This is a genomic window from Kutzneria sp. 744, from assembly GCF_000568255.1.
Lineage (GTDB): Bacteria > Actinomycetota > Actinomycetes > Mycobacteriales > Pseudonocardiaceae > Kutzneria.
Window position 1 is genome coordinate 2,313,624 of record NZ_KK037166.1, and the last position, 21,093, is coordinate 2,334,716.

Here is a 21,093-nt window from a genome sequence, read left to right on the forward strand (position 1 = left end):
TCTCGTCCTTGACGACCCGCAGCTCGGCCGTCAGACCCGGCGCCCTCCGCAGCTCTTGGCCGGCTGCCTCCGTCAGGTCCTTGAGGCCGTCCACCGTGACGTGGTCGCTCTCGAACCCCGTGCTGCCCTTGGCCCGGGCCGCCAGCGTCAGGCCGCAGTCGCGCTCGATCACCCGCTCCAGGTCCGGCACCTGCGTCTCGGCCACCGTCTCGTAGCGGCCGTCCGTGCAGAACACCGCTCCGTCCGTGGTGACCAGCAGCGCCGCGTTGGACCCCGTGAAGCCCGTGAGATAGCGCACGTTGAGCAGATTGGTCACCAGCAGCCCGTCCAGGGCGTGCTCTTCGAGCAGCCTGCGCAGTCCGTCTCTCCGCTTCCCGTGCACCTCGCCCATACCCCCACCTTATTGCCGCGGGCCGGTCTGCTTGGGCGCGTATTTCGGTGTGACGCTGGGCGGGACTCGCGGGGGTTAGGGTGGCTGGATGAGGACGTGGTTGCTGCGCGGGCTGGTGTTGGCCGTGGTGCATGCGGCGGTGCAGACCGCCGAGGCGTGGGTGCGCGCCGGCGATCCGAACGCCGTGGGCTGGCTGCGGCCGACCGCGCTGGGCGTGCTGGTCGGCGTGGCGGTGCTGTGGGCGGGCGTCGACGGCTGGCTGGGCCGTGAGGGAAGCGGCATGGTGTGGTTCTTCTCGGCGCTGCTGGCCGGGCCGGTCGGCGGGGTGCTGGGCGTCATCGGCCAGGGCGTGTTCGTCGACGACACCGGGGCCGAGGCGCTGCCCGTCGCCATCACCGGAGGCGCGGCGTTCATCGCCCTGCTGGTGTTGGTGCCCGCGGGCATCGGGCTGCTGATCGCACGCTTCGCGCGGCCGGAGCAGTCCCTAGTTCCCCCGGAAAGCTGACAGGTCGCCGCTCTTGGGGCGGCTGTCCCAGTCCGCGTCGCTGATCTCGCTCACGGGCGACGAATTCGCCGTCACCGCCCCCGCGCCGACCGGCCAGAGCTTGCCGTCGAGCACGAACGCGTAGGACCGATCCGGCGCGTGGACGGCTGGCGTGCCGGCCCTGATGACCGTGACCACGGGCAGCGAGTCCAAGCCCGGCACCGGCTGGTCCAGCACCTTCACGGCGATCTCGGCCGACACCGAGCGTCGCTCGATCTTCACGAGCCGGTCCCCGAACACCATGACGATCATGCGATCCGAGGACGGCATGGCGACGCCGTCGGCGGTGGCCAGCACCTTGCAGCCGTCGGCGTTGGCGATGTCCACGCCGAACAGGCGCAGGTCGGTGGGCCCGGGGCCGTCGTCGGAGGTGGCCCGCACGACGTCGAGGGGCACCCGGCCGCAGGGATCCTCGGGCGAGGCCGGCGCGTGCCCGTCGGCCCGGCGCACCAGCCCGGGGCCCTCCTTCCACCGGCCGCCGAGCACCACGTCCTGGTACGGGTGCGTGGTGAAATCCTTGTCCCAGAAGGAGATCACCGTGCCCTTGCCGTCGACCTCGTGGGCGATGGCGAACGCGTTCATGGCGTCCACCCACATCCAGTCGGCGCTGTAGGCGTTGGCCACCGACAACGAACGCTGGGCCTTCGTGCTGGGGACGTCCTGAAAACCGTTGGGGGTCAACGCCTGCACGGCGGAGCCGAATGCGGGATCCGGCGACCGCAGCACGAACTGTCCGGCGCCGGCGGTGTTGGCAGCCTGGCCGGTGGTGTCGGTGAACATCAGGTAGAACCAGCCGTCGAGGTGCAGCACGGACGGCTGACCGACCCCGTAGGTGTTGGCCCGCTGCTTGTCCATGGACGCCGGCACGACCGGATCGGGCCGGCGCTGCCAGTTCACGCCGTCGGCGCTGACGGCCAGGCCGATGGAGTTGACCAGGGCGCCGTCGCCGGCCGCGCCCGTGTAGTACATGTAGTAGACGCCGTTCACCCGAATGACCGACGGGTCGCAGGTGTGCACGGCGTCGAACCCGGCCCCTGAACCGTGCAGCACGGCCGTTCCGTCGGGAAAGGGCCCCCGCACCGAATCGGCCGAAGCGGTCAGCACGTCGTCGCCGGGCGCCCCGACGTCGGGAAGCTGACTGCACCACCAGATCCGATACCGACCGCCGTCGAGCAGCGCGGTCGGGGCGTAGTTGTACGGCGCGGCTGGCCCGCCGGACACCAGCGTGCCGGCCCCCTGTCTGGCCCGGTCGGTGCGTAACGCCGCCTCCGCCGCGTCGGCCGGCGGCTGGTCGGGCCGCTTCCGCACGGCCGTCGGCTCCGTCGGCGCGGGCGGTGTGATGCCCTCGGCGCTGCCGCACGCCGCGAGCACGACCACGGCCGCCAGACAGCCGATCGTGCGCGCCATGGCCCTGATGGGTCTCGGCATGCCGGGGCGACCTCCACGATCGGGTGACAGCGAATCCCGGCCAGTCTAGGGAATCCGGTCACCCGTGTGGGTTACATGTGGTCGGCCACCCACCGCAGCGCCAGCTTGTACCCGTCGACGCCGAGCCCGGCGATCACGCCGTCGGCCACCGCGGAGATCACGCTGTGCTGGCGGAACTCCTCGCGCTTGTGGATGTTGCTGATGTGCACCTCGACCAGCTTCGAGGTCAGCTGCGAGCAGGCGTCCCGGATGGCGATCGAGTAGTGCGTCCAGGCGGCGCCGTTGAGCACCACCGGGATGCCGGCGTCGGCCGCCTCGTGCAGCCAGCCGATCATCTCGCCCTCGGAGTCGGTCTGCCGCACCTCGACGTCCAGGCCCAGCTCCTTGCCGGCGCCGACGCACAGCTCGACCAGGTCGGCGTGGGTGGTGCTGCCGTAGATCAGCGGCTCCCGCGCGCCGAGCCGGCCCAGATTAGGACCGTTGAGAACAAAAACCCGACTCACAGGACCACCTCGCTAGCGCTCGGCGGGCCTGCGACCCAAGTCCCAGTGCTCAATGGTGCCCTCGCAAGCTCGGTCACAGGACCACCTCGCTAGCGCTCGGCGGGCCTGCGACCCAAGTCCCAGTGCTCAATGGTGCCCTCGCAAGCTCGGTCACAGAAGCACCTTTCCGCTCGGCGCGTCGTCGCCGGCGATCACGGAGTAGGCGGCGGCGATCAGGCTCGGGTCCGGACCCTCCAGCCGTCCCGGCCGGGCCAGGCCGTCCAGCACCACGAATCGCAGCACGCCGGCCCGGGTCTTCTTGTCGTTGCGCATGCCCTCCAGCAGCTGCGGCAGCGCGCCCGGCTCGTAGTTCACGGGCAGGCCCAGCGAGGTCAGCACCGAGCGGTGCCGATCGGCCGTCGCGTCGTCCAGCCGGCCAGCCAGCCGGGCCAGCTCCGCCGCGAAGACCAGGCCCACGCTGACCGCCGCGCCGTGACGCCAGCGGTAGCGCTCCCGGCGCTCGATCGCGTGGCCCATGGTGTGGCCGTAGTTGAGGAACTCCCGCTGCCCGGCCTCTCGCAGGTCGCTCGACACCACGTCGGCCTTGTACTGGATGGCCCGCACGACCAGCTCGCCGATGACGTCGCCGGTCGGGTCCACGGCCGCCTTGGGGTCGGCCTCGATCAGCTCCAGGATGCGCGGGTCGGCGAGGAAACCGGCCTTCACGACCTCGGCCATGCCGGCCACCAGCTCGTTGGCCGGCAGCGTCTCCAGCGTCGCCAGGTCGACCAGCACCGCGGTGGGCTCGTGGAACACGCCGACCAGGTTCTTGCCGGCGTCGGTGTTGATGCCGGCCTTGCCTCCCACCGCCGCGTCCACCATGCCCAGCAGCGTGGTCGGCACGTGCACGACCTTCACGCCGCGCAGCCACGTGCCGGCGACGAAACCGGCCAGGTCGGTCACCGCGCCGCCGCCGAGGCCGATCACCGCGCCCGTGCGGTCCAGGCCGATCCGGCCCAGCACCTCCCACGCGAAGCCGGCCACCGCCAGGGCCTTGCCGTCCTCGGCGTCCGGGATCTCCACCCGGTGCGCGTCGATGCCGGCCCCCTCCAGCTCCTCCCGCACGGCCTCGGCCGTGGCGGTCAGCGTCGGCTGGTGCAGGATCGCGACCGTCGGCACGCCCTTGAGGGTGTCGACCAGATCGCCCAGCAGCCCGCGGCCGACGATCACGTCGTACGGGTGCTCGGCGGCGACGTGGATCCGGGTCGGTTCGGACATCACTTTCCCTCGGTGAGTGCGGCCAGGATCTGGTCGACGATGCCGGCCGGCTCGTGCTTGTCGGTGGTGATCTCGACGGTGGCAACCTCGCGGTACAGCGGCAGCCGCTCGTCCAGCAGCGCCTTGAACGTGGCCCGCGGGCTCACGCCGGCCAGCAGCGGGCGGGCCGTGGACAGGCCGGTGCGGCGCACACCCTCGGCCATGCCGACGTTGAGGAACACCACGGTGTGCTCGGCCAGCAGCTTGCGCGTGACCTCGGCCATCACCGCGCCGCCGCCCAGGGCCAGCACGCCCTCGTGCTCGACCAGCGCGTGGGCCACCGCATCGCACTCGATGCGTCGGAACTCCGCCTCGCCGTCGTCGGTGAAGATGTCGGAGATGGACTTGCCGGCCAGCTCGACGATGTCCGCGTCGACGTCACGGAAGGGCACGCCCAGCCGCTCGGCCAGCAGCTCGCCGACCGTGGTCTTGCCCGCACCCGGCGGGCCGACCACCACTGCGCGAGGACTCACCAGCGGTCCTGCAGCGACTTCAGGTAGCCCTCGACGTTGTGGCGGGTCTCGCCCAGCGAGTCGCCGCCGAACTTCTCCAGCAGCGCGTCGGCCAGCACCAGCGCCACCACGGACTCCACGACCACGCCGGCCCGGGGCACCGCGCAGATGTCGGAACGCTGGTGGATCGCCACCGCCGGCTCGCCCGTGACGACGTCGACCGTGGCCAGCGCGCGCGGCACCGTCGAGATGGGCTTCATCGCGACGCGGACCCGCAGCGGCTCGCCGTTGGTGATGCCGCCCTCCAGGCCGCCGGCCCGGTTGGACCGCCGCGTCACGCCGGTGATGCCCGGGCCGCGGTCGATCTCGTCGTGGGCCTGGCTGCCGCGGCGGTGGGCCGTGGTGAAGCCGTCGCCGATCTCCACGCCCTTCATCGCCTGGATGCCCATCAGCGCGCCGGCCAGGCGCGCGTCGAGGCGGCGGTCCCAGTGCACGTGCGAGCCCAGGCCCGGCGGCAGGCCGTAGACGATCGCCTCGATGACGCCGCCCAGCGTGTCGCCGTCCCGCTTGGCCGCCTCGACCTCGGCGACCATGGCCTCGGTGCCGGCGGCGTCGAACGCGCGGACCGGGTTCTCGTCGATCGCCGGCAGGTCCTCGGGCTTGGGCAGCGGGGCGTCCGGCGAGCACTCGGCGGCACCGATCGACACCACGTGGCTGACGATCTCGGCGTTGAGGACCTGGCGCAGCAGGTTGCGGGCCACCGTGCCCAGCGCCACCCGCTCGGCCGTCTCACGGGCGCTCGCGCGCTCAAGGACCGGCCGGGCCTCGTCGAAGCCGTACTTCTGCATGCCGGGCAGGTCGGCGTGACCCGGGCGGGGGCGGGTCAGCGGCGCGTTGCGCGCGGACCCCTCCAGCTCGGCCGGGTCGACCGGGTCGGCCGCCATGACCTTCCGCCACTTCGGCCACTCGGCGTTGTCGATGTGAACGGCGATCGGCCCGCCCTGGGTCCTCCCGTGGCGCACACCGCCGAGGAACTCGACCTTGTCCGTCTCGAAGTCCATGCGGGGGCTGCGGCCGAAGCCCAGCCGCCTACGGGCCAGTTGCACCGAGAGTTCCTCGGTGGTGACGGACACTCCGGCGATCATGCCCTCAAGGACACCGACCAGCGCGGGTCCGTGCGATTCTCCAGCGGTGATCCAGCGCAGCACCCCTGGATCCTTTCACATCCCGCCCGCGCGCCGTCGTGAACTCGCACCGCGACCGGGACCGGACCGTGACCGCGGTCACATCGTCCACTTGGGACGGCTCGGCGGCCCTCCCGGTTTCGGGAGGGCCACCGCGGCCTGACGGGTCAGCGCTGCCAGGTGAACAGCGCGTCGCCGGCCTCGACCGGACCGAACTCGCGGATGTCGACCAGGTTCTCCACGGTCGCGTCCAGCGCGACGATCGGGCAGATCGGCGAGCGGCCGCCGTCCTCGATCGCCTTCGGGTCCCAGCCGATGACCGGCTGGCCGGCGCGGACCGTGTCGCCCTTGGCCACGTGCAGGGTGAAGCCCTCGCCCTTGAGCTTGACCGTGTCGATGCCCAGATGCACCAGCACCCCCGCGCCGTCCGCGGTGGCGACCACGAACGCGTGCGGGTGCAACGTGACGATCGTGCCGTCCACCGGGGACACCGCGTCGCCTGCGGTCAACTCCGGGTGTACGGCCAGGCCGGGGCCGACCATCGCCTGCGCGAACACCGGGTCCGGGACCTCGGTGATCGGCGCCAGCACACCCTTGACCGGGCTGAGGACCTTGACACTCATCGCGCCACCTCGCTGACGCTCGGCGGCTCGCTGAGCCGGCTCGCAGTGCTGAATGGTGACTTCGCAAGCTCCGTCACAGCAAGTCCTCGATGTCGCTGGCGATGGTGTCCGCCTCCGGTCCGACGATGATCTGCACCACCGAACCGGCCCGCATCACGCCGTGCGCGCCGATCGCCTTGAGCTCGGCCTCGTCCACCTTGGACCCGTCCTCGAGTTCGCAGCGCAGCCGCGTGATGCACGGCTCGATCTCGATGATGTTGTCAGCGCCGCCGATCGCGGCCAGGATGCGCGCTGCCCTGTCGTCTGCCATCTCGTCGCCTGCTCTCACTAGTCGGTTGTGGACACCGGTCCGCCAGTCGTACGCGAGTCGGCCGGATGGTCTCCGCCCGTGGCACGAACTCGTAACGGCGGTTGACACCCGGTCGCCCGGCGGCGCATCCTCCCCGCACCACTGGTCTAGACCGGAACGTACCAATGTTCGCGGCGAGGATCGACAGGTGGGGCCGAATCGAGACGAATCAGCGGGAGGTGCGATGGCCGTGTTCGAGGGCGCTTCGGGCATCCCGGACCGGATCGTCGACGGCCCCAAGCCCAAGCACGCCCAGCTGCGGGAAATCCTTCGGAAGCTGGCCCAGCAGGACCTGCCCCCGGGCTCGCCGATCCCGTCCGAACGCGACCTGGCCGAGCAGTACGGCGTGTCGCGTCTCACGGTGCGGGCCGCGGTGGGACAGCTGGTTTCCGAGGGACTTCTGGCCAGGGCGCGTGGTCGTGGCACGTTCACCGCGCAGCGGCGGATGGAGGCCCAGCTCTATCTGGAGTCCTTCACCGACGACATGCGCCGACGGGGGCACGAACCCGGCACCGAGGTGCTGTCGTGCGCCCACGAGACGCCGCCTCCGGCCGCAGCCGCCGCGCTGGGGTTGGAGCCGACCGACTCGGCGTACCGGTTGTTCCGGCTGCGCCGGGCCGACGGCACGCCGTTGGCGGTGGAACGCGGTTGGTACAACGCAAGTCGTCTCCCCGGCTTGCTCGACCTCGACCTGACCCGGTCGCTGTACACGCTCATGGCCGAGCATTTCGGAGTGCAGCTCAGCCATGGCCGGCAGACCGTGTGGGCCGAGGCGGCCGACCGCGACACCGCTCGACTGCTGGGGGTGCGCACCGGTTCTCCGGTGCTGGTGTTCCGACGGATCTCGACCGCGGAGGGCGAGGCCATCGAGGACATGACGTCCTGGTACCGGGGCGACCTCTACCAGGTAACCATGCAATTGGACCGGGGCGACCCGGGTTCCGGTCCGCTTTCCGCCCACGGAGGAAACCGATGAGTGCCAGCGCCCCCACGGTGGCCGGCAGCAACAAGGGTCTGGCCGGGCTGCAGCGCCTCGGCCGGAGCCTGATGCTGCCGATCGCGACGCTGCCCGCCGCCGGCCTGTTGCTGCGGCTCGGTCAGGACGACCTGCTCGGTAGCTTCAAGAACGAATTCATGCAGGACGTCGCCAAGGTGTTGGTGGCGGCCGGTGGTGGGTTGTTCAACTACCTGCCACTGCTGTTCGCCGTCGGCATCGCCGTCGGCTTCGCCCGCAAGGGCGACGGTTCGACGGCCGTGGCCGCCGTCGTCGGCTTCGTCGTGTTCACCCAGGTGATCCAGGTGTTCGCGCCGGTCGTGGCCAAGAAGGTCGGCGACACCCCCGCGCCGCCCGGAGGCTGGCCCTACGGCGTGCTCGCCGGCATCGTGGTGGGCATCGTGTCCGCCCTGATGTGGCAGCGCTTCTACCGCACCAAGCTCCCCCCGTACCTCGCGTTCTTCGGCGGTCGTCGCTTCGTGCCGATCGTGAACTCCTTGGTGCTGCTGGTCCTCGGTGTGATCTTCGGCCTGCTGTACCCCATCTTCAACCAGGGCCTGACCGCGTTCGGCAATGCCATCGCCGGCAACCCGGTCATCGGCGGCGGCATCTACGGCGTGGTCAACCGCCTGCTCATCCCGTTCGGCCTGCACAACGTCGTCAACTCGGTGGTGTGGTTCCTCACCGGCAGCTTCACCGACACCGACGGCAAGCAGTACACGGGCGACCTGACCCGGTTCTTCCACCACGACCCGACCGCCGGCTCGTACATGACGGGCTTCTTCCCGATCTTCATGTTCGCCCTGCCGGCCGCCGCGCTCGCGATCTGGCGCTGTGCCAAGCCTTCTCAGCGCAAGGTCGTCGGCGGCATCATGATCTCGGCCGCCCTCACCGCGTTCCTGACCGGTGTCACCGAGCCCATCGAGTTCTCGTTCATGTTCGTCGCGTGGCCGCTGTACATCATCCACGCGATCCTGACCGGCACCTCGCTGGCCCTGGTGAACGCCCTGGGCATCCACGACGGCTTCAACTTCTCGGCCGGAGCCATCGACTTCGTGCTGAACATCGGCATCGCCCAGAAGCCGTGGCTGTTGTTGCTGATAGGCCTGGTCTACGGCGTGATCTACTACTTCGTGTTCAGCTTCGTGATCACCAGGTGGAACCTGCGCACCCCGGGCCGCGAGGACGACGCCGACGACCAGATCGCCGAGGGCGGCTCCGTCCCCGAGACCTCCTCGCGTCGTCAGTCCAAGTAGGACCGGCCAGGTCCGCCACACCGCACGAAAGGGAAGACCATGCCGGAAATTCGGGTCACCGTGGCCAGCAAGGTGGGTTTGCACGCTCGGCCGGCCGCCCTGCTGGCCAAGGCAGCCTCCGGTCAGGCCGTGCCCGTCGCCATCCGCAAGGAGGGGGGCGAGCAGGTCGACGCCGCCAGCGTCCTGGGCCTCATGACGCTGGGCGCCATGCACGGTGACGAGGTGATCCTGTCCGCCGAGGGCGCCGGGGCCGATGAGGCCCTTGCCGCCGTCGCCGACATCATCACCACCGATCTCGACGGCGAGTGAGCTCCTGGCCCACTCCAAGGCCGCCGGTCCTGCTTCCAGGGCCGGCGGCCTTCGCCTATCTCACCCCCGCGAGTCCCGCCCAGCGTCACACCGAAACACGGTTTCGAGCACAACCGATCGGCATAGCCGGCGGCCGGCCACAAACATCGAGCCCCGCCCGGGAACCGGTCCCGGGCGGGGCTCGCGTGTGACCGAACCGTCCTCAGTGGAGCAACGGCGACAGCGCGGAGATGAGCGCGTGGTTGTCGGAGTCCTGGCTGATCTCCCACGCCATGGCGCCCCGCAGGCCCCAGCCCTTGATGAGCGTGGTGCGCTCACCGATGGACTTGGGGTCCGAGTAGGCGATCACGGTCGGAACCGAGGCCACGTAAGGGGTGGCGCAGGTGCCGTCGGCGTTGAAGGCGGAGCACAGGTTGTGGACGCCGGCCGGGTTGTACAGCCAGGGCTCACCGGCCCGGGCGTCCCAGTTGGCCGTGTAGCCGCCGGCACCGACGATCTTGGCCGTGTCGACCAGGTCGTGGTACGAGGGCTGGGGCTTCTGGTCCGGAACCAGGCTGTTGGGGTCCAGGCCGCTGTTGTCGGACGGCTGCCACAGGCCACCGGAGCGCAGGTACTGGTTGCCGTAGAAGGGAACGCCGACAACGACCTTGTTCGGCGGGATCCCGGCGGCCAGGTAGTACTGCACCGTGCCGACGGTGTTCCAGGACGGGTCGCCCGCGTTGGGGTCCTGGAAGCTGTGCGTGAACAGCGTGTCCGGGGCCGCCACGCCACCACCGGGGACATTGTAGTCGTAGGTCATGACGTTGACCCAGTCCATCGGCGCGATCGCGGCCGAGAGCTCCCAGTAGTCGCCGGCCTTGGAGGTGGCCGGGAACGCGGCCGTCAGCAGGTGGTCCGGGCCGAGCTGGCGCCGGAACTCCCGCATGAGCAGCGTGGCGTTGTGCTTGTCGGCCGGCCCGGCGTCGGGGTTGCCGCCGGCGAACTGGGTCGGGTACTCCCAGTCGATGTCGACGCCGTCGAACACACCCTTGGCCGCGCCCGGGGCCAGGCCCGGGATGTTGCCGTTGACGAACGTGTCCACACAGGACTTCACGAAGTCCTGCCGGCGCTGCTCGGTGGCCGCGACATCGCTGAAGTACGTCGACTTCGTCCAGCCGCCGAGGGAGATCTCCACCCGCAGTCCGGGGTGGGCCTTCTTCAGCTTGAGGATCTGGTTGAAGTTGCCGAACAGCGGCTGCCCGGCCACGTCGCCCACGCCGTCGACGGCCAGCGAGGCGTCGAGCGGACGCTGGTAGTCGGCCCACGGGTCCAGGACGGAGCACCCGGCCGCGCCGCTGGCCTTGTCGAAGGTCGGGGCGGCGAACGCGTACTGGATGACGTTGAGCTTGTCGGCCGGGATGTCCTTGACGTTGTACGCGCGTCCGTAGACGTCCCAGTCGGCGAAGTAGGCCGACACGACGCGGCCGTCGTCGTGCCGGGGATGGTGGTTGGCAGTCGTGGCCACGGCCGGGACCGCCAGCAACGGGCCGGCCATCGCGATCACGGCCGCCGCGATGGCGACCCTGCCTCTGATGCGGGGCATGTCGAGCTCCCTGTTTGGTCTACACCAATTGGTGGCCACACCCTCCGCCCGGCGATCACGCAAGTCAAGAGGCCGGATAGGCGGGAAGGCAACCGTCCCAAGGGAACTGCCCGGTTGACTACGAAAGTCGTCACGGAACGCGCACCAACGGATAACTGCTGTGTCTGTCCGAAACCGTAATTCGGTGTGACGGAGAGCGGGACTCGCGGGGTCAGACGGGGAGGTCCAGTGCTGTGGAGGTTGCGGCGCGGAGGGCGGAGCGCATGGCGGCGCGGGGGGCGTCCTGGCCGGTGAACCAGCGGACCTGAGCGAAGGCCTGGTGCAGCAGCATGTCCAGCCCCGTGACGAGCCGGGTGCCTCGATCGGAGGCCGCTGCGGCCAGCGGCGTCGGCCACGGGTGGTAGATGGCGTCGAAAACGCAGCCGGCGCGGACGATGTCGCCGGCGACGGGCTCGACGGCGCTGGTGGGCACGGTGCTGACGACCAGGTCCGCTCCCCCGCACACCGCGGCGAAGTCGGCCGAATCCCAGCGGATCACGTCCACTTCCAGCCCGACCCGCTCGGCACAGGCCATCGCCTCCCCGGCCCGAGCGGGATCCCGGACGACGAGGGTCGCCGAGGGAATCTCCAGGGCCTCCAAGGCGGTCAGGGCAGCGGTCGCGGTCCCGCCGGCCCCGAGCACCACGGCCCGGCCGCCGGCGGCGACACCACCGCCGGCCCGTACGGCGCCGACGACGCCCTCGACGTCGGTGCAGTCGGCCAACCACCCGCCGTCGGCCCGGGGAACCAGGGTGTTGGCGGCGCCGACCAGCTCGGCGACCCGGGTGCGCTCCACGGCGTAGGACAACGCGGCCCGCTTGCCCGGCATCGTCACGGCCAGCCCGGCCCACTCCGGCCCGAGACCGTCGACGAAGCCCGGCAGCTCCTCAGCGGTGCACAGGACCCGCGAGAAGGTCCAGTCCGCGAGCCCGAGCTCCCGATAGGCGGCCCCGTGCAACACGGGCGACAACGAGTGTTCGATCGGCGAGCCCAGGACCGCCGCCTGACGTGAACCCACCTAGAACGCTCCCGCCGCTTTGGCCTTGTCGGCGTTGGCGTCCTGCTCGGCCTGGGTGACGGCGAAGCAGGAGTTGCCGTCCTTGTCGCACTTGACGAAGAACAGCCACGGGCCGTCGGCCGGCTTCTGCGCGGCGGCGAGGGCGTCCTGGCTCGGCGACGAGATCGGCGTCGGCGTCAGGCCGTGGTTGAGGTAGGTGTTGTACGGCCCCGGCCGGTCCCGGTTCTCGTCGGACGTCCTGATCAGCGGCTGGTCGAGCACGTAGTTGATGGTGGAGTCGTCGCCCATCGGAATGCCCTGCGCCAGCCGGTTGTAGATCACCCGGGACACCTTGGCGAAGTCCGAGGTGATGGCCTCACGCTCGATCAGCGAGGCGATGACCAGGATCTGGTACGGCGTCATGCCGGTGTCCTGCGAGGTCTGCGGCAGGGTCGCCAGCTTGGCCGCGGACTGCGACAGCACGGACCGCAGCAGCGTCACGGCGTCGGTGCCCGGCCGCACGTCGTACACGCCGGAGACGATCAGGCCCTCCAGCCGGTTGACCGGGGGCGCCTTGGACACGTCGGGCACGGCCCAGGACGGGATGCCCAGCTTGGCCAGGTCGGCGGTCTGCGCGGCCTTGTGCACGTCGTCGGCCGACACGCACTTCTTGTCGCCGTTGAGCGTCACGCAGCTGGCCGAGGCCAGCTGGGACAGGATGCCCGGCTTCACGGAGTTGTCGGGGTTCTTGGTGTCGTCGAGCTGCGTGCCGGCCTTGATCTGCACGTTGCCGACGCGGCTGGCCGCCGACACGATGCGGGTCACGGCGGCCTCGCCGGACATGTGCGTCTTCATGACGTAGAAGCCGGGCTGCACGTTGCCGACCTCGGCGTTGCCGGCGGAGGCGTTGAGGAACGCCCGCACGGTCCGCACCACGTCCTTGGACCGCAGCGTCTCGGCGATGTCGGTGATGGTGGCGCCGTTGTCGACCTGGACCAGCACGTCCGAGTCGCCGTCGCCACCGTAGTTGCCGTAGCCGCCGATGCCGAGGTAGGCGCCGGCGCCGTAGTAGGCGCCCCAGCCGCCGCCGATCAGCACCACCGCGACGATGGCCAGCAGGATCAGCTTGCGCCGCGGCTTGGCCCGTTTCGCGGGGGTGTCCTCGCCGCTGTCGAACAGGTCGAGGTCGCTGTCCTCGTGCTGCTGGTCAACACCGTCGCGATCGACGTCGTTCACGACCTGCCCTCCCTGGCCAGTGCGGCGGCCCGCGCGTCCAGCCACGCCTGGAGGATCTCCACGGCGGCAGCCTGGTCGACGACGGCACGCTGCCGCCGACCACGCACGCCGGCGTCGGCGAGCACCCTGGTCGCGGTGACCGTGGTCAGCCTCTCATCGGCTAGACGCACCGGCATGTCGAGCCGTTCAGCGAGCTGACCGGCGAACTCGGTGGTGATCTCGGCCGCCGTGCCGTGCCGGCCGGCCAGCGTCCGCGGCAGGCCGACGACGATCTCGACGACCTCGTGCTCCCCCGCCAGGGCCACCAGGGCGTCCACGCTGCCCTCACGCGGCAGCGTGACCAGCGGAGACGCCAGCATCGGCGACGGATCGCTCAACGCGACGCCGACCCGCACCGAGCCGACGTCGACGCCAAGACGGCGGCCGGGCCCCGAGAGGAACTCGGGACCGGACCGCCGCTTGTCCTTGCTACGAGCCACGGGCACTCCTCAATAGCGCTCGTCGACCCGCGGCTCCAGCCGCAGTGCTGAATGGTGAGCTCGCAAGCTCGCTCACTTGCGGATCTCGGTCCGCAGGGCGGCGATGGCCTCGGCGATGCCACCCGGTGGGTGCCGCCGCCCTGGGCCAGGTCGGGCTTGCCGCCGCCGCGGCCGCCGATGGCCGGGCCGAACACCGGCACCAGCTTGCCTGCGGCCAGGCCCTTGTCCCGGCCGGCGGCCGTGGTGGCCACGACGAAGCTGACCTTGTCGTCGACGGCCGAGAACAGGGCGACCACGCCGGGCTTGTCGCCCAGCTTGTTGCGGACGTCCATGGCCAGCGTGCGCAGGTCGTTGCCGGCCACGCCCTCCGGGGCGGCGGCCACGAGGAACGTGCCGCCCAGGTCCTCGGCGTTGCCGGCCAGCGTGCCGGCCGAGGACAGCAGCTGGGCGCCGCGCAGCTTCTCCAGCTCCTTCTCGGCCACGCGCAGCCGCTCGACCAGGGCCTCGACCCGGCCCGGCACCTCGGCGTCGGGCACCTTGAGCATGCCGGCCAGGTTCTGCACCAGGGCCCGCTCCTGGGCCAGGTAGCGGAAGGCCTCCATGCCGACGTAGGCCTCGACGCGGCGCACACCGGAGCCGACCGAGGACTCGCCGATCATCGTGATCGGGCCGATCTGCGACGAGTGCTCCACGTGCGTGCCACCGCAGAGCTCCAGCGACCACGGACCGCCGATCTCCACCATGCGCACGGTCTCGTCGTAGGTCTCGCCGAACAGGGCGATGGCCCCGCGCTCGCGGGCCTCCTCGATGCTGCCGTACAGCACGCGCACCGGCAGGTCCCGACGCACGGCCAGGTTGGAGACCTCCTCGATCTCCGACCGGGTCTCCGGCGACAGGCCGCCCTGCCAGGCGAAGTCCAGCCGCAGGTAGCCGGGCTTGTTGTACGAGCCGCTCTGCAGGGCCTTCGGGCCGAGCACCTCGCGCAGGGCGGCGTGCACGATGTGCGTGCCGGAGTGGCCCTGGCGGGCGCCGACGCGCCAGTCGGGGTCGACCTTTGGCCAGCACGTGCTGGCCCTCGACGACCTCGCCGGAGCGGACCCGCACCTGGTGCACCCACAGCTTGCGGGCGACCTTCTGGACGTCGACGACCTCCAGCTCGACGCCGTCGGCCACGATCACGCCGGCGTCGCTGTCCTGGCCGCCGGACTCGGCGTACAGGGACGTGCGGTCCAGCACGACCTCGACGATCTCGCCCTCGCCGGCGCTGCGCACCCGCTGGCCCTCGCGGATCAGGCCACGGACGGTGGCCTCGGTGTCGAGCTCCTGGTAGCCGGTGAACTCGGTGGCGCCCAGTTCCAGCAGCTCGCGGTACACGGTCTTGTCGCCGTGGCCGGTCTTGCGGCTGGCGGCGTCGGCCTTGGCCCGGGCCCGCTGCTCGGCCATCAGCTTGCGGAAGCCGTCCTCGTCGACCTTGAGGCCCTGCTCGGCGGCCATCTCCAGGGTCAGGTCGATCGGGAAGCCGTAGGTGTCGTGCAGCTGGAAGGCCTTGTCGCCGGGCACCAGCGTGCCGCCGGCCGAGCGGATCTCGTCGGCGGCGGTCTCGAAGATGCGCGAGCCGGCGGTCAGCGTGGTGAGGAAGGCGTTCTCCTCGCCCTGCACCACCGACTGCGTGCGCTCGAAGCCGGTGACCAGGTCGGGGTAGGACGGGCCCATCTCGTCCCGCACGACGGCGGCGAAGGTGCCCAGCACCGGCTCGGTGATGCCGAGCAGGCGGGAGGAGCGCACGATGCGGCGCAGCAGGCGGCGCAGCACGTAGCCGCGGCCCTCGTTGCCGGGCGTGACGCCGTCGTTGACGATCATGATGCCGCTGCGGGCGTGGTCGGCGATGACCCGGAAGCGGACGTCGTCGACCTCGTTGTCGCCGTAGCGCTTGCCGGACAGTTGCTCGGCCTTGGTGATCACGGCCCGGATCAGGTCGGTCTCGTAGACGTTCTCGACGTTCTGCAGGATCATGGCCACGCGCTCGACGCCCATGCCGGTGTCGATGTTGCGGGCCGGCAGCTCGCCGATCGGCTTGTGGCCGTACTTGGGGCTCTGCTCGCCCCGGACGTCCTGCATGAAGACCAGGTTCCAGATCTCCAGGTACCGGTCCTCGTCGGCGACCGGGCCGCCGTCCTTGCCGTGCTCGGGGCCACGGTCGAAGTAGATCTCCGAGCAGGGGCCGCCGGGGCCGGGCACGCCCATGTCCCAGTAGTTGTCCAGGCCGTCGCGGCGCTGGATGCGCTCCGGGGGCAGGCCGGCGATCTTCTGCCAGAGCTCGATGGCCTCGTCGTCGTCCTGGTAGACGGTGACCCAGATGCGGTTGGGGTCGAGGCCGTAGCCGCCCTCGTCCTGGGACTTGGTGATCAGCTCCCAGGCCAGCGTGATGGCGCCTTCCTTGAAGTAGTCGCCGAAGGAGAAGTTGCCGGCCATCTGGAAGAACGTGTTGTGCCGGGTCGTCTTGCCGACCTCGTCGATGTCCGGCGTGCGCACGACCTTCTGCACGCTGGTGGCGCGTTTGTACGGGGCCGGGGCCTCGCCGAGGAAGTACGGCTTGAACGGCACCATGCCGGCGTTGACGAACAGCAGCGTCGGGTCGTCGAGGATGAGCGAGGCGCTGGGCACGACGGTGTGGCCGTTGCGTTCGAAGTGCTCGCGGAAGCGCTTGATGATCTCGTGGGTCTGCACGGCAGTGTTTCCTTGCGGGTTCAGGTGAAGGTGGGCGCGGGTACGGCGGGCGGGAACTAGTTGCCGCCCGCCCTGCGCGCTCGCGCCTCGGCGCTACGCGAGTAGCTGTAGCCGGTCTTCTCCTGGACGTCGCGGGCCAGCTCGTCCTCGCGCTCGCTCATGCCGGCGCGCACGTCGGCCCCGAAGGTGCCGATGGCGCCGGCCATCTCGCGCATGGCGTCACCGAGGTTCTCGGCGACGCCGGCGGGGGTGGCCCTGAAGGTCATACCAGCGATTTTACGCGTCGCGACCACACCGGCGGCGACGCCGAGGCCCAGCCAGAACAGCCGTCGCATCATCGCCTCCCGCGCCTGGGTCGCCGCGTCTGGATGCCGGCCGCCTTGGCGCGCCGGGCCCGTACAGCTTTGCTGATCCCGTAGGAAAGCGCAGCCGCTTTCACCAGCGGGCCGCCCAGGGTCGCGGTGAACAGCGACGTGAGGGCGGAGACGTTGCCGCTGACCGCCCTGGCGTTCGCGGTGATGCCGTCCACCCGCTCCAGCTGGGTGTTGACGTGGGTCAGCGTGGTGTTGGCCTCGACGAACAGCGGCTCGCTGTTCTCGTGCGCCTTGCGGATCGCCCTGGTCGCCTCGTCCAGCGTGCGGCCGAGCTTGACCAGCACGATCACCAACACGACCACCACCGCCAGCACGACGACGACGGCGGCCACCACCAGCGCGGTGATCCACTCCGGTGACACGGATCCTCCTAGGCAGAACGTGGGGAGGGTGCAAGGCTACCGCCCGCCTTTTTCCCCACCCCCGCCGACCAGCCTTTCCGCCCCGCCTAGTTGATCTTGCAAGCCAAGGATGTCAGGAAGGGCCCCTTCCTGACGTTCAACGTCAGGAAGGGGCCCTTCCTGACGTTCAACGACAGGATCGGTCCCTTGATCTTGGTCAGACGGTGGCGAGGAGCCGCGGGGTGGTGGCCTGGAAGCCGGTGGGGGCGACGCGGCCGGCGCAGCGGCTGGTGCCGGCGCGCTCCGACGGCTCGCGACCGACCGTCACCTCGTACACCCCGAACGGGCAGCGAACGGTCACCGTTCGGGTGTCATCGGCGTTGAGCCGCTCACCGGTGGCCACGGCGTCGTCGAGGCCGCGGAGCCCGGCGTGCCGGCGGACGACGATCTCCGCGTACTGGGTCCACTGGGTCGGCGACGCGGTCCGGCCGCGCAGCTGCTCCAGCTGCACCTGGCCCTTCAGGGCGTCCTTGGCGACCAGCACGGCCTCGGCCGGCGTGAGCTGCCCGTGCAGGAAACCGTCCGGCACGACCAGGAGGTTGCCGGCCCAGCGGTCCCCGCCGACGTGGCTGACTTCCCACGACAGGCCGGGGTGGTTCTCGGCCAGTGCGGCGGCGACGGGGCGGCCGAGCACGGCGCAGCACATGTCCTTGGCACCATGGGTGCACGCCAGGAAGAGCGGCCCGGCCACCGGCTCGCCGTGGCCGGCACGACCGTCGACGACGGCCTCCAGGTCGATGGCCGCGAGCTCCGAGAGGTCCTCGATCACCAGTCGCTCCAGCCAACGGGCCCCGGGCACGCCGCTGGCGACGAAAACCGTTCGCGATGCCTGCTGGTCACGCTGGTGGCGTCCCGGCGTGCGGATGAGCAGCGGCCGCAGGCCACGGGCCCGCAACTGCTCCATCCGCCCGTCCGGGAACGCCTCGGTCAGCACGTTCTCCAGCGCGTCGGCCGGCCACGGCCCGGGCTGCTCGATGAGCAGCCACGAGGTCATCAGGGCCGCGGTCCCGGCCGGGTTGCCACCGAGCAGCCTGGTCACGAAGGCACAGCCTCGTGCGGCATCCTCGGAAGTTACCTTAGGCATACCTAATCTTACACAGCTATCGCGGCGAGAGCACGCCGTGTGTCACCAACTCGCCCAACAAGGCCCGGACGGTCCCACGATCGAGGGCCGGGGCCGCGAGCTCGACCAACGTCTTGACGGACAACGGCTGCGCGGGCAGCAGGGCCTCCAGAACCGGCCCCGCGGCGGCGGCGAAGACTAGGCGTTTCCCGGCCGCGGCCAGCGCGACCGTGCCGTTCCCGTGCTCAAGGACCGCCCGGGGCACGACCAGCAGCACCTCCGCCTCATCGCCCTCGGGCAGCAGGCCGGGCGTCGCCGTGAACGGCAGGCCGAGCCGGCTGTGCGCGGGCGCCTGGGCGTCGCGATCGGCCAGGAACCGGTCCACCACGTCGTCGGTCAGCGCCGCCACCAGCTGCTCGCGGATCGCCCTGGCCCGCTGGGCGCGTTCCTCGGCCGGGGCGAACCGGGGCAGGTCCTCGCGGAACACCTCGTCCACGCGCATCTGGTCGGCCAGCCACGCCACCATGTCGACGCCGGTCGCTCGGTTGAAGCCGATGGTGAGGTGCAGCGACTGCTCCCCCACGGCCGACACGTCGTGCCAGTGCCCGCGCGGCAGGTACAGCACGTCGCCGTCTTCCATCATGAAGTCGTCGATCGGCTCGCCCTCGGGCCGCTGCGGCAGCTCGGTGTCCCGCATCAGCGGGAACGGGCGGCTCACGCCGTGGATACGCCAGCGCTTGCGGCCGGCGATCTGGATGATGAACGCGTCGTGGTCGTCCCAGTGCACGTCGAAGCCGTGCGTGGTTCCCCAGCCCGCGTACAGGTTGACCTGGATCTTCTCCCGCAGGTCGTGCTCCAGCCCGGCGGCCAGGTCGCCGACCGGCTCGAACATCTCCTGCACGGAGTCGAGCACCAGGGTCGCGCCGGCCCGCAGCCGCTCGGACAGCGGGGCGTTGAGCAGCCGCGGAACCTGCCCGTTGCGGCGCGTGTCCACCATCTCGGTGTACGTGTGCACGGGCACCACGGAGCCGTCCTGAGCCAGCCGCAGGCGCGGGAAGTCCAGGCGGTGCTGGCGCAGCGCGCGGTTGAGGTCCGCCCACGGCAGCAGCCGGGCGAACCGGCCGGCCTGACCGGCGAACCGCCGGTGCGTCCGGCCCTGCACCGTGGCAAAGAACTGGCTGACCTCGATCGGTGCGACGAGGTCAGCCAGTGTGGGAATGCCGGTCACTCAGTCGTTGCCGTCGTTGTCGGCAACGGCGCCGTTGGCCTTGCCGCGGTCGACGGCGGCGTCCAGCTTCTCAACCTCGATCAGCAGACCGCTCTCCATAGCCAACCTCCCAGTTAGGGGACCCTGACGCGCCCACCGTACGGGCTGGCGGCGGCGGGGTCATCGGTCAAAGGAGTGGTGCGGTGATCACTGCGCGCGATCAGTGGTCCACGTCGATTACCAGGCGATTCGGCGCCGTGAGAGTGAAAACGTGGACGCCTGCCGAGTGCTTGAGACCGAGGCCGACACTGAGCACGTGCTCGAAGTCGCCGATGATCGCGACCGCCTGCACGTTGGTCAGCTGCGGGGTCAGGATGGTCTGCGGGCCGGTGTAGGTGAGGTTGCCGTTGTCGTCGTGCGCGGCCGCGCCGTGCATCACGAGGTCCATGAACGTGGCGCCGGGGATGTTCACCGGCTTGCCGCTCGGGTCGTACGTCAGCTTCGGTGCGAAGCTGTAGTTGTAGGCGGGCAGGCTGGTCAGGTCGAGCACCACCCGGTCGGTCGTGGGGTGCGCCCCGACGCGGATGTTGGTCAGGTACGCGGTGGTGTCGCTGGGTGCGGCGCCGGCCGACGGGGCGAGGGCGGCGAGGGCGAGCACGGCGAGCAGCGCGGCCGCCAGCGACTTGGTTCTGTTCATGGCCTCTCCCGACAAAAAGGGCTAATCCGTCTCAAGGAGACGCCGCCGGGACGGCTTTCGTTGCCCGGTCAGGCCGACAGTTTTCGGGCCAGCTCCAGGGCATGGTCCAGCGCTGCTACCGCCGGCACCGCGATGTCGGGCGCGACGCCGACGGCCTCCCAGTTGGTGCCGGACCGGGGGTTGATCGAACGGGCCGCGGGAACGGTGAGCCAGAGGTGCTCGGCGAGCTCGTGCCGGTCGGTCGGATGCGCGCCGCCACGGGTGGTCTCGCCGACGACAACCCCGCGGCCGGTCTGCTGGAGGTCGTAGGCCAGCTCCTCGCCGCCGGAGAAGGTGAACGAGCTCGTCAGCACCCAGATCGGCTTGGTGCCGCCGAAACGCCGTCCGGGCACGTAGGGCGGCGTCCAGAACTGGACGGTCCGGTCGTCGGCCCGCTCGTAGATGTCGTTGACGTGCTCGGACTCGTCGAACAGGTAGCCGCAGACCAGGGAGACCATCGCCGGGTCGCCGCCGCGGCACCGCCGCAGGTCGATGATCAGCGCGTCGGCGCCGGCGACCAGGGTCATCGCGGCGGCGGCGAAGTCGCCGAACGTGCCGGCGTCGCGCAGCCCGGTGTTCTCGACGTAGCCGATGTTGCCGTCGAGGATCTCGACCTTGTCGAAGCCGTGGTGGTCGCTGACCGCCCGCGGCTTGGGCTCCTCGTGCAGCAGCCGCAGGTGCTTGTCGCCGTTGACCGACTGGAGGTCGACGGTCACCGCGGCGGCGAACTCGTCGATATCGGCGAGGTGGTCGTAGTCGTTGCGGCGCAACACCTCCACCACCTTCTCGGCGACATCCGGGAACACGTAGTTGTCCGTGATCAGCGGAATGGCGGCGTCGATCAGCGCACGGCGGGAGGTCATCGCGCCAAGCTAGCCGCGCGGCCCACGGGCTGTCCTCCTTATTCTCACCTCGGTGCCGAG

The 21,093-nt window shown here is 70.7% G+C and carries 22 protein-coding genes and 1 pseudogene; 4 read left to right on the forward strand and 19 right to left on the reverse strand.

From position 1 onward, the window contains the following. Positions 1 to 391 (reverse strand): aminopeptidase P family N-terminal domain-containing protein (locus KUTG_RS10330; RefSeq protein ID WP_043716558.1); only part of this gene is annotated, 391 nt, incomplete at its 3' end. Between the two features lie 88 nt (positions 392 to 479). On the opposite strand from KUTG_RS10330, the gene KUTG_RS10335 reads away from it, so the two are divergent. Then, positions 480 to 896, forward strand: coding sequence for a B-4DMT family transporter (locus KUTG_RS10335; RefSeq protein ID WP_052394290.1), 417 nt, complete (start codon positions 480 to 482; stop codon positions 894 to 896). On the opposite strand, the gene KUTG_RS10340 is transcribed toward KUTG_RS10335, so the two are convergent. The 7 genes from KUTG_RS10340 to KUTG_RS10370 all read right to left on the reverse strand — a co-directional run bounded on the left by KUTG_RS10340 (position 876) and on the right by KUTG_RS10370 (position 6,731). Then, entirely contained in the window at positions 876 to 2,363 is a 1,488-nt protein-coding gene (locus tag KUTG_RS10340; protein ID WP_063753500.1) for a family 43 glycosylhydrolase, read from the reverse strand. The two genes, KUTG_RS10335 and KUTG_RS10340, sit on opposite strands and share 21 nt — an antisense overlap. Before the next feature lie 71 nt (positions 2,364 to 2,434). Then, on the reverse strand, positions 2,435 to 2,866 hold the full coding sequence (gene aroQ, locus KUTG_RS10345) for a type II 3-dehydroquinate dehydratase (RefSeq protein ID WP_043716562.1): 432 nt from the start codon (positions 2,864 to 2,866) through the stop codon (positions 2,435 to 2,437). A gap of 150 nt (positions 2,867 to 3,016) precedes the next feature. After that, positions 3,017 to 4,123 carry a 3-dehydroquinate synthase gene (gene aroB, locus KUTG_RS10350; protein ID WP_043716563.1) on the reverse strand — a complete coding sequence of 369 codons (1,107 nt, stop codon included), beginning with the start codon at positions 4,121 to 4,123 and terminating at the stop codon, positions 3,017 to 3,019. Then, positions 4,123 to 4,635, reverse strand: coding sequence for a shikimate kinase (locus KUTG_RS10355; RefSeq protein ID WP_043716564.1), 513 nt, complete (start codon positions 4,633 to 4,635; stop codon positions 4,123 to 4,125). The genes aroB and KUTG_RS10355 overlap by 1 nt, the downstream gene beginning before the upstream one ends. Further along, entirely contained in the window at positions 4,632 to 5,822 is a 1,191-nt protein-coding gene (gene aroC, locus KUTG_RS10360) for a chorismate synthase (protein ID WP_043716565.1), read from the reverse strand. The genes KUTG_RS10355 and aroC overlap by 4 nt, the downstream gene beginning before the upstream one ends. Positions 5,823 to 5,965: 143 nt before the next feature. Further along, complete coding sequence (locus KUTG_RS10365; RefSeq protein ID WP_043716566.1) at positions 5,966 to 6,421, reverse strand: PTS sugar transporter subunit IIA; 456 nt, start codon at positions 6,419 to 6,421, stop codon at positions 5,966 to 5,968. 73 nt (positions 6,422 to 6,494) lie between these two features. Next, a complete protein-coding gene (locus KUTG_RS10370; RefSeq protein WP_043716568.1) occupies positions 6,495 to 6,731 on the reverse strand; it encodes a glucose PTS transporter subunit EIIB in 237 nt (78 codons plus the stop codon). A 223-nt stretch (positions 6,732 to 6,954) separates the two neighbouring features. Here KUTG_RS10370 and KUTG_RS10375 point away from each other — a divergent pair, with 223 nt between their 5' ends. The 3 genes from KUTG_RS10375 to KUTG_RS10385 are packed head-to-tail and all read left to right on the forward strand — an operon-like array spanning position 6,955 to position 9,329. After that, positions 6,955 to 7,746: a GntR family transcriptional regulator gene (locus tag KUTG_RS10375; protein ID WP_043716569.1), complete on the forward strand. Its 792-nt coding sequence runs from the start codon at positions 6,955 to 6,957 to the stop codon at positions 7,744 to 7,746. Further along, positions 7,743 to 9,020, forward strand: a complete 1,278-nt coding sequence (locus tag KUTG_RS10380; protein ID WP_043716570.1) for a PTS transporter subunit EIIC — start codon at positions 7,743 to 7,745, stop codon at positions 9,018 to 9,020. The genes KUTG_RS10375 and KUTG_RS10380 overlap by 4 nt, the downstream gene beginning before the upstream one ends. Before the next feature lie 39 nt (positions 9,021 to 9,059). Continuing rightward, a complete protein-coding gene (locus tag KUTG_RS10385) occupies positions 9,060 to 9,329 on the forward strand; it encodes an HPr family phosphocarrier protein (RefSeq protein WP_043716572.1) in 270 nt (89 codons plus the stop codon). Positions 9,330 to 9,531: 202 nt separating this feature from the next. Here the strand turns inward: KUTG_RS10385 and KUTG_RS10390 are convergent, their stop codons facing one another. From KUTG_RS10390 to KUTG_RS10440, 11 genes and pseudogenes are all read right to left on the reverse strand, one after another. Beyond that, a complete protein-coding gene (locus KUTG_RS10390) occupies positions 9,532 to 10,911 on the reverse strand; it encodes a glycoside hydrolase family 18 protein (RefSeq protein WP_052394291.1) in 1,380 nt (459 codons plus the stop codon). Positions 10,912 to 11,122: 211 nt separating this feature from the next. Continuing rightward, positions 11,123 to 11,968 (reverse strand): shikimate dehydrogenase, encoded by an 846-nt coding sequence (locus KUTG_RS10395; RefSeq protein ID WP_043716573.1) that lies wholly within the window; start codon positions 11,966 to 11,968, stop codon positions 11,123 to 11,125. Beyond that, a complete protein-coding gene (gene mltG / locus KUTG_RS10400) occupies positions 11,969 to 13,183 on the reverse strand; it encodes an endolytic transglycosylase MltG (protein ID WP_232240741.1) in 1,215 nt (404 codons plus the stop codon). Further along, positions 13,180 to 13,578, reverse strand: a complete 399-nt coding sequence (gene ruvX / locus KUTG_RS10405) for a Holliday junction resolvase RuvX (protein WP_369794630.1) — start codon at positions 13,576 to 13,578, stop codon at positions 13,180 to 13,182. Before ruvX ends, mltG begins: the two co-directional genes overlap by 4 nt. Positions 13,579 to 13,734: 156 nt before the next feature. Further along, positions 13,735 to 16,389, reverse strand: a pseudogene (gene alaS, locus KUTG_RS10410) (alanine--tRNA ligase). Between the two features lie 56 nt (positions 16,390 to 16,445). Then, positions 16,446 to 16,724: a hypothetical protein gene (locus KUTG_RS10415; RefSeq protein WP_043728852.1), complete on the reverse strand. Its 279-nt coding sequence runs from the start codon at positions 16,722 to 16,724 to the stop codon at positions 16,446 to 16,448. Beyond that, positions 16,724 to 17,125, reverse strand: coding sequence for a DUF948 domain-containing protein (locus KUTG_RS10420; protein WP_043716574.1), 402 nt, complete (start codon positions 17,123 to 17,125; stop codon positions 16,724 to 16,726). Before KUTG_RS10420 ends, KUTG_RS10415 begins: the two co-directional genes overlap by 1 nt. Before the next feature lie 196 nt (positions 17,126 to 17,321). Further along, a complete protein-coding gene (locus KUTG_RS10425; RefSeq protein ID WP_232240742.1) occupies positions 17,322 to 18,203 on the reverse strand; it encodes a sucrase ferredoxin in 882 nt (293 codons plus the stop codon). A 61-nt stretch (positions 18,204 to 18,264) separates the two neighbouring features. Continuing rightward, positions 18,265 to 19,455 carry a cupin domain-containing protein gene (locus tag KUTG_RS10430; RefSeq protein WP_043716575.1) on the reverse strand — a complete coding sequence of 397 codons (1,191 nt, stop codon included), beginning with the start codon at positions 19,453 to 19,455 and terminating at the stop codon, positions 18,265 to 18,267. 199 nt (positions 19,456 to 19,654) lie between these two features. Further along, the gene (locus tag KUTG_RS10435; protein ID WP_043716577.1) at positions 19,655 to 20,131 is read right to left on the reverse strand and encodes an AMIN-like domain-containing (lipo)protein; all 477 of its coding nucleotides are present in this window, start codon (positions 20,129 to 20,131) and stop codon (positions 19,655 to 19,657) included. Between the two features lie 68 nt (positions 20,132 to 20,199). Continuing rightward, complete coding sequence (locus tag KUTG_RS10440) at positions 20,200 to 21,033, reverse strand: S41 family peptidase (RefSeq protein WP_043716578.1); 834 nt, start codon at positions 21,031 to 21,033, stop codon at positions 20,200 to 20,202. Positions 21,034 to 21,093: the final 60 nt, after the last annotated feature.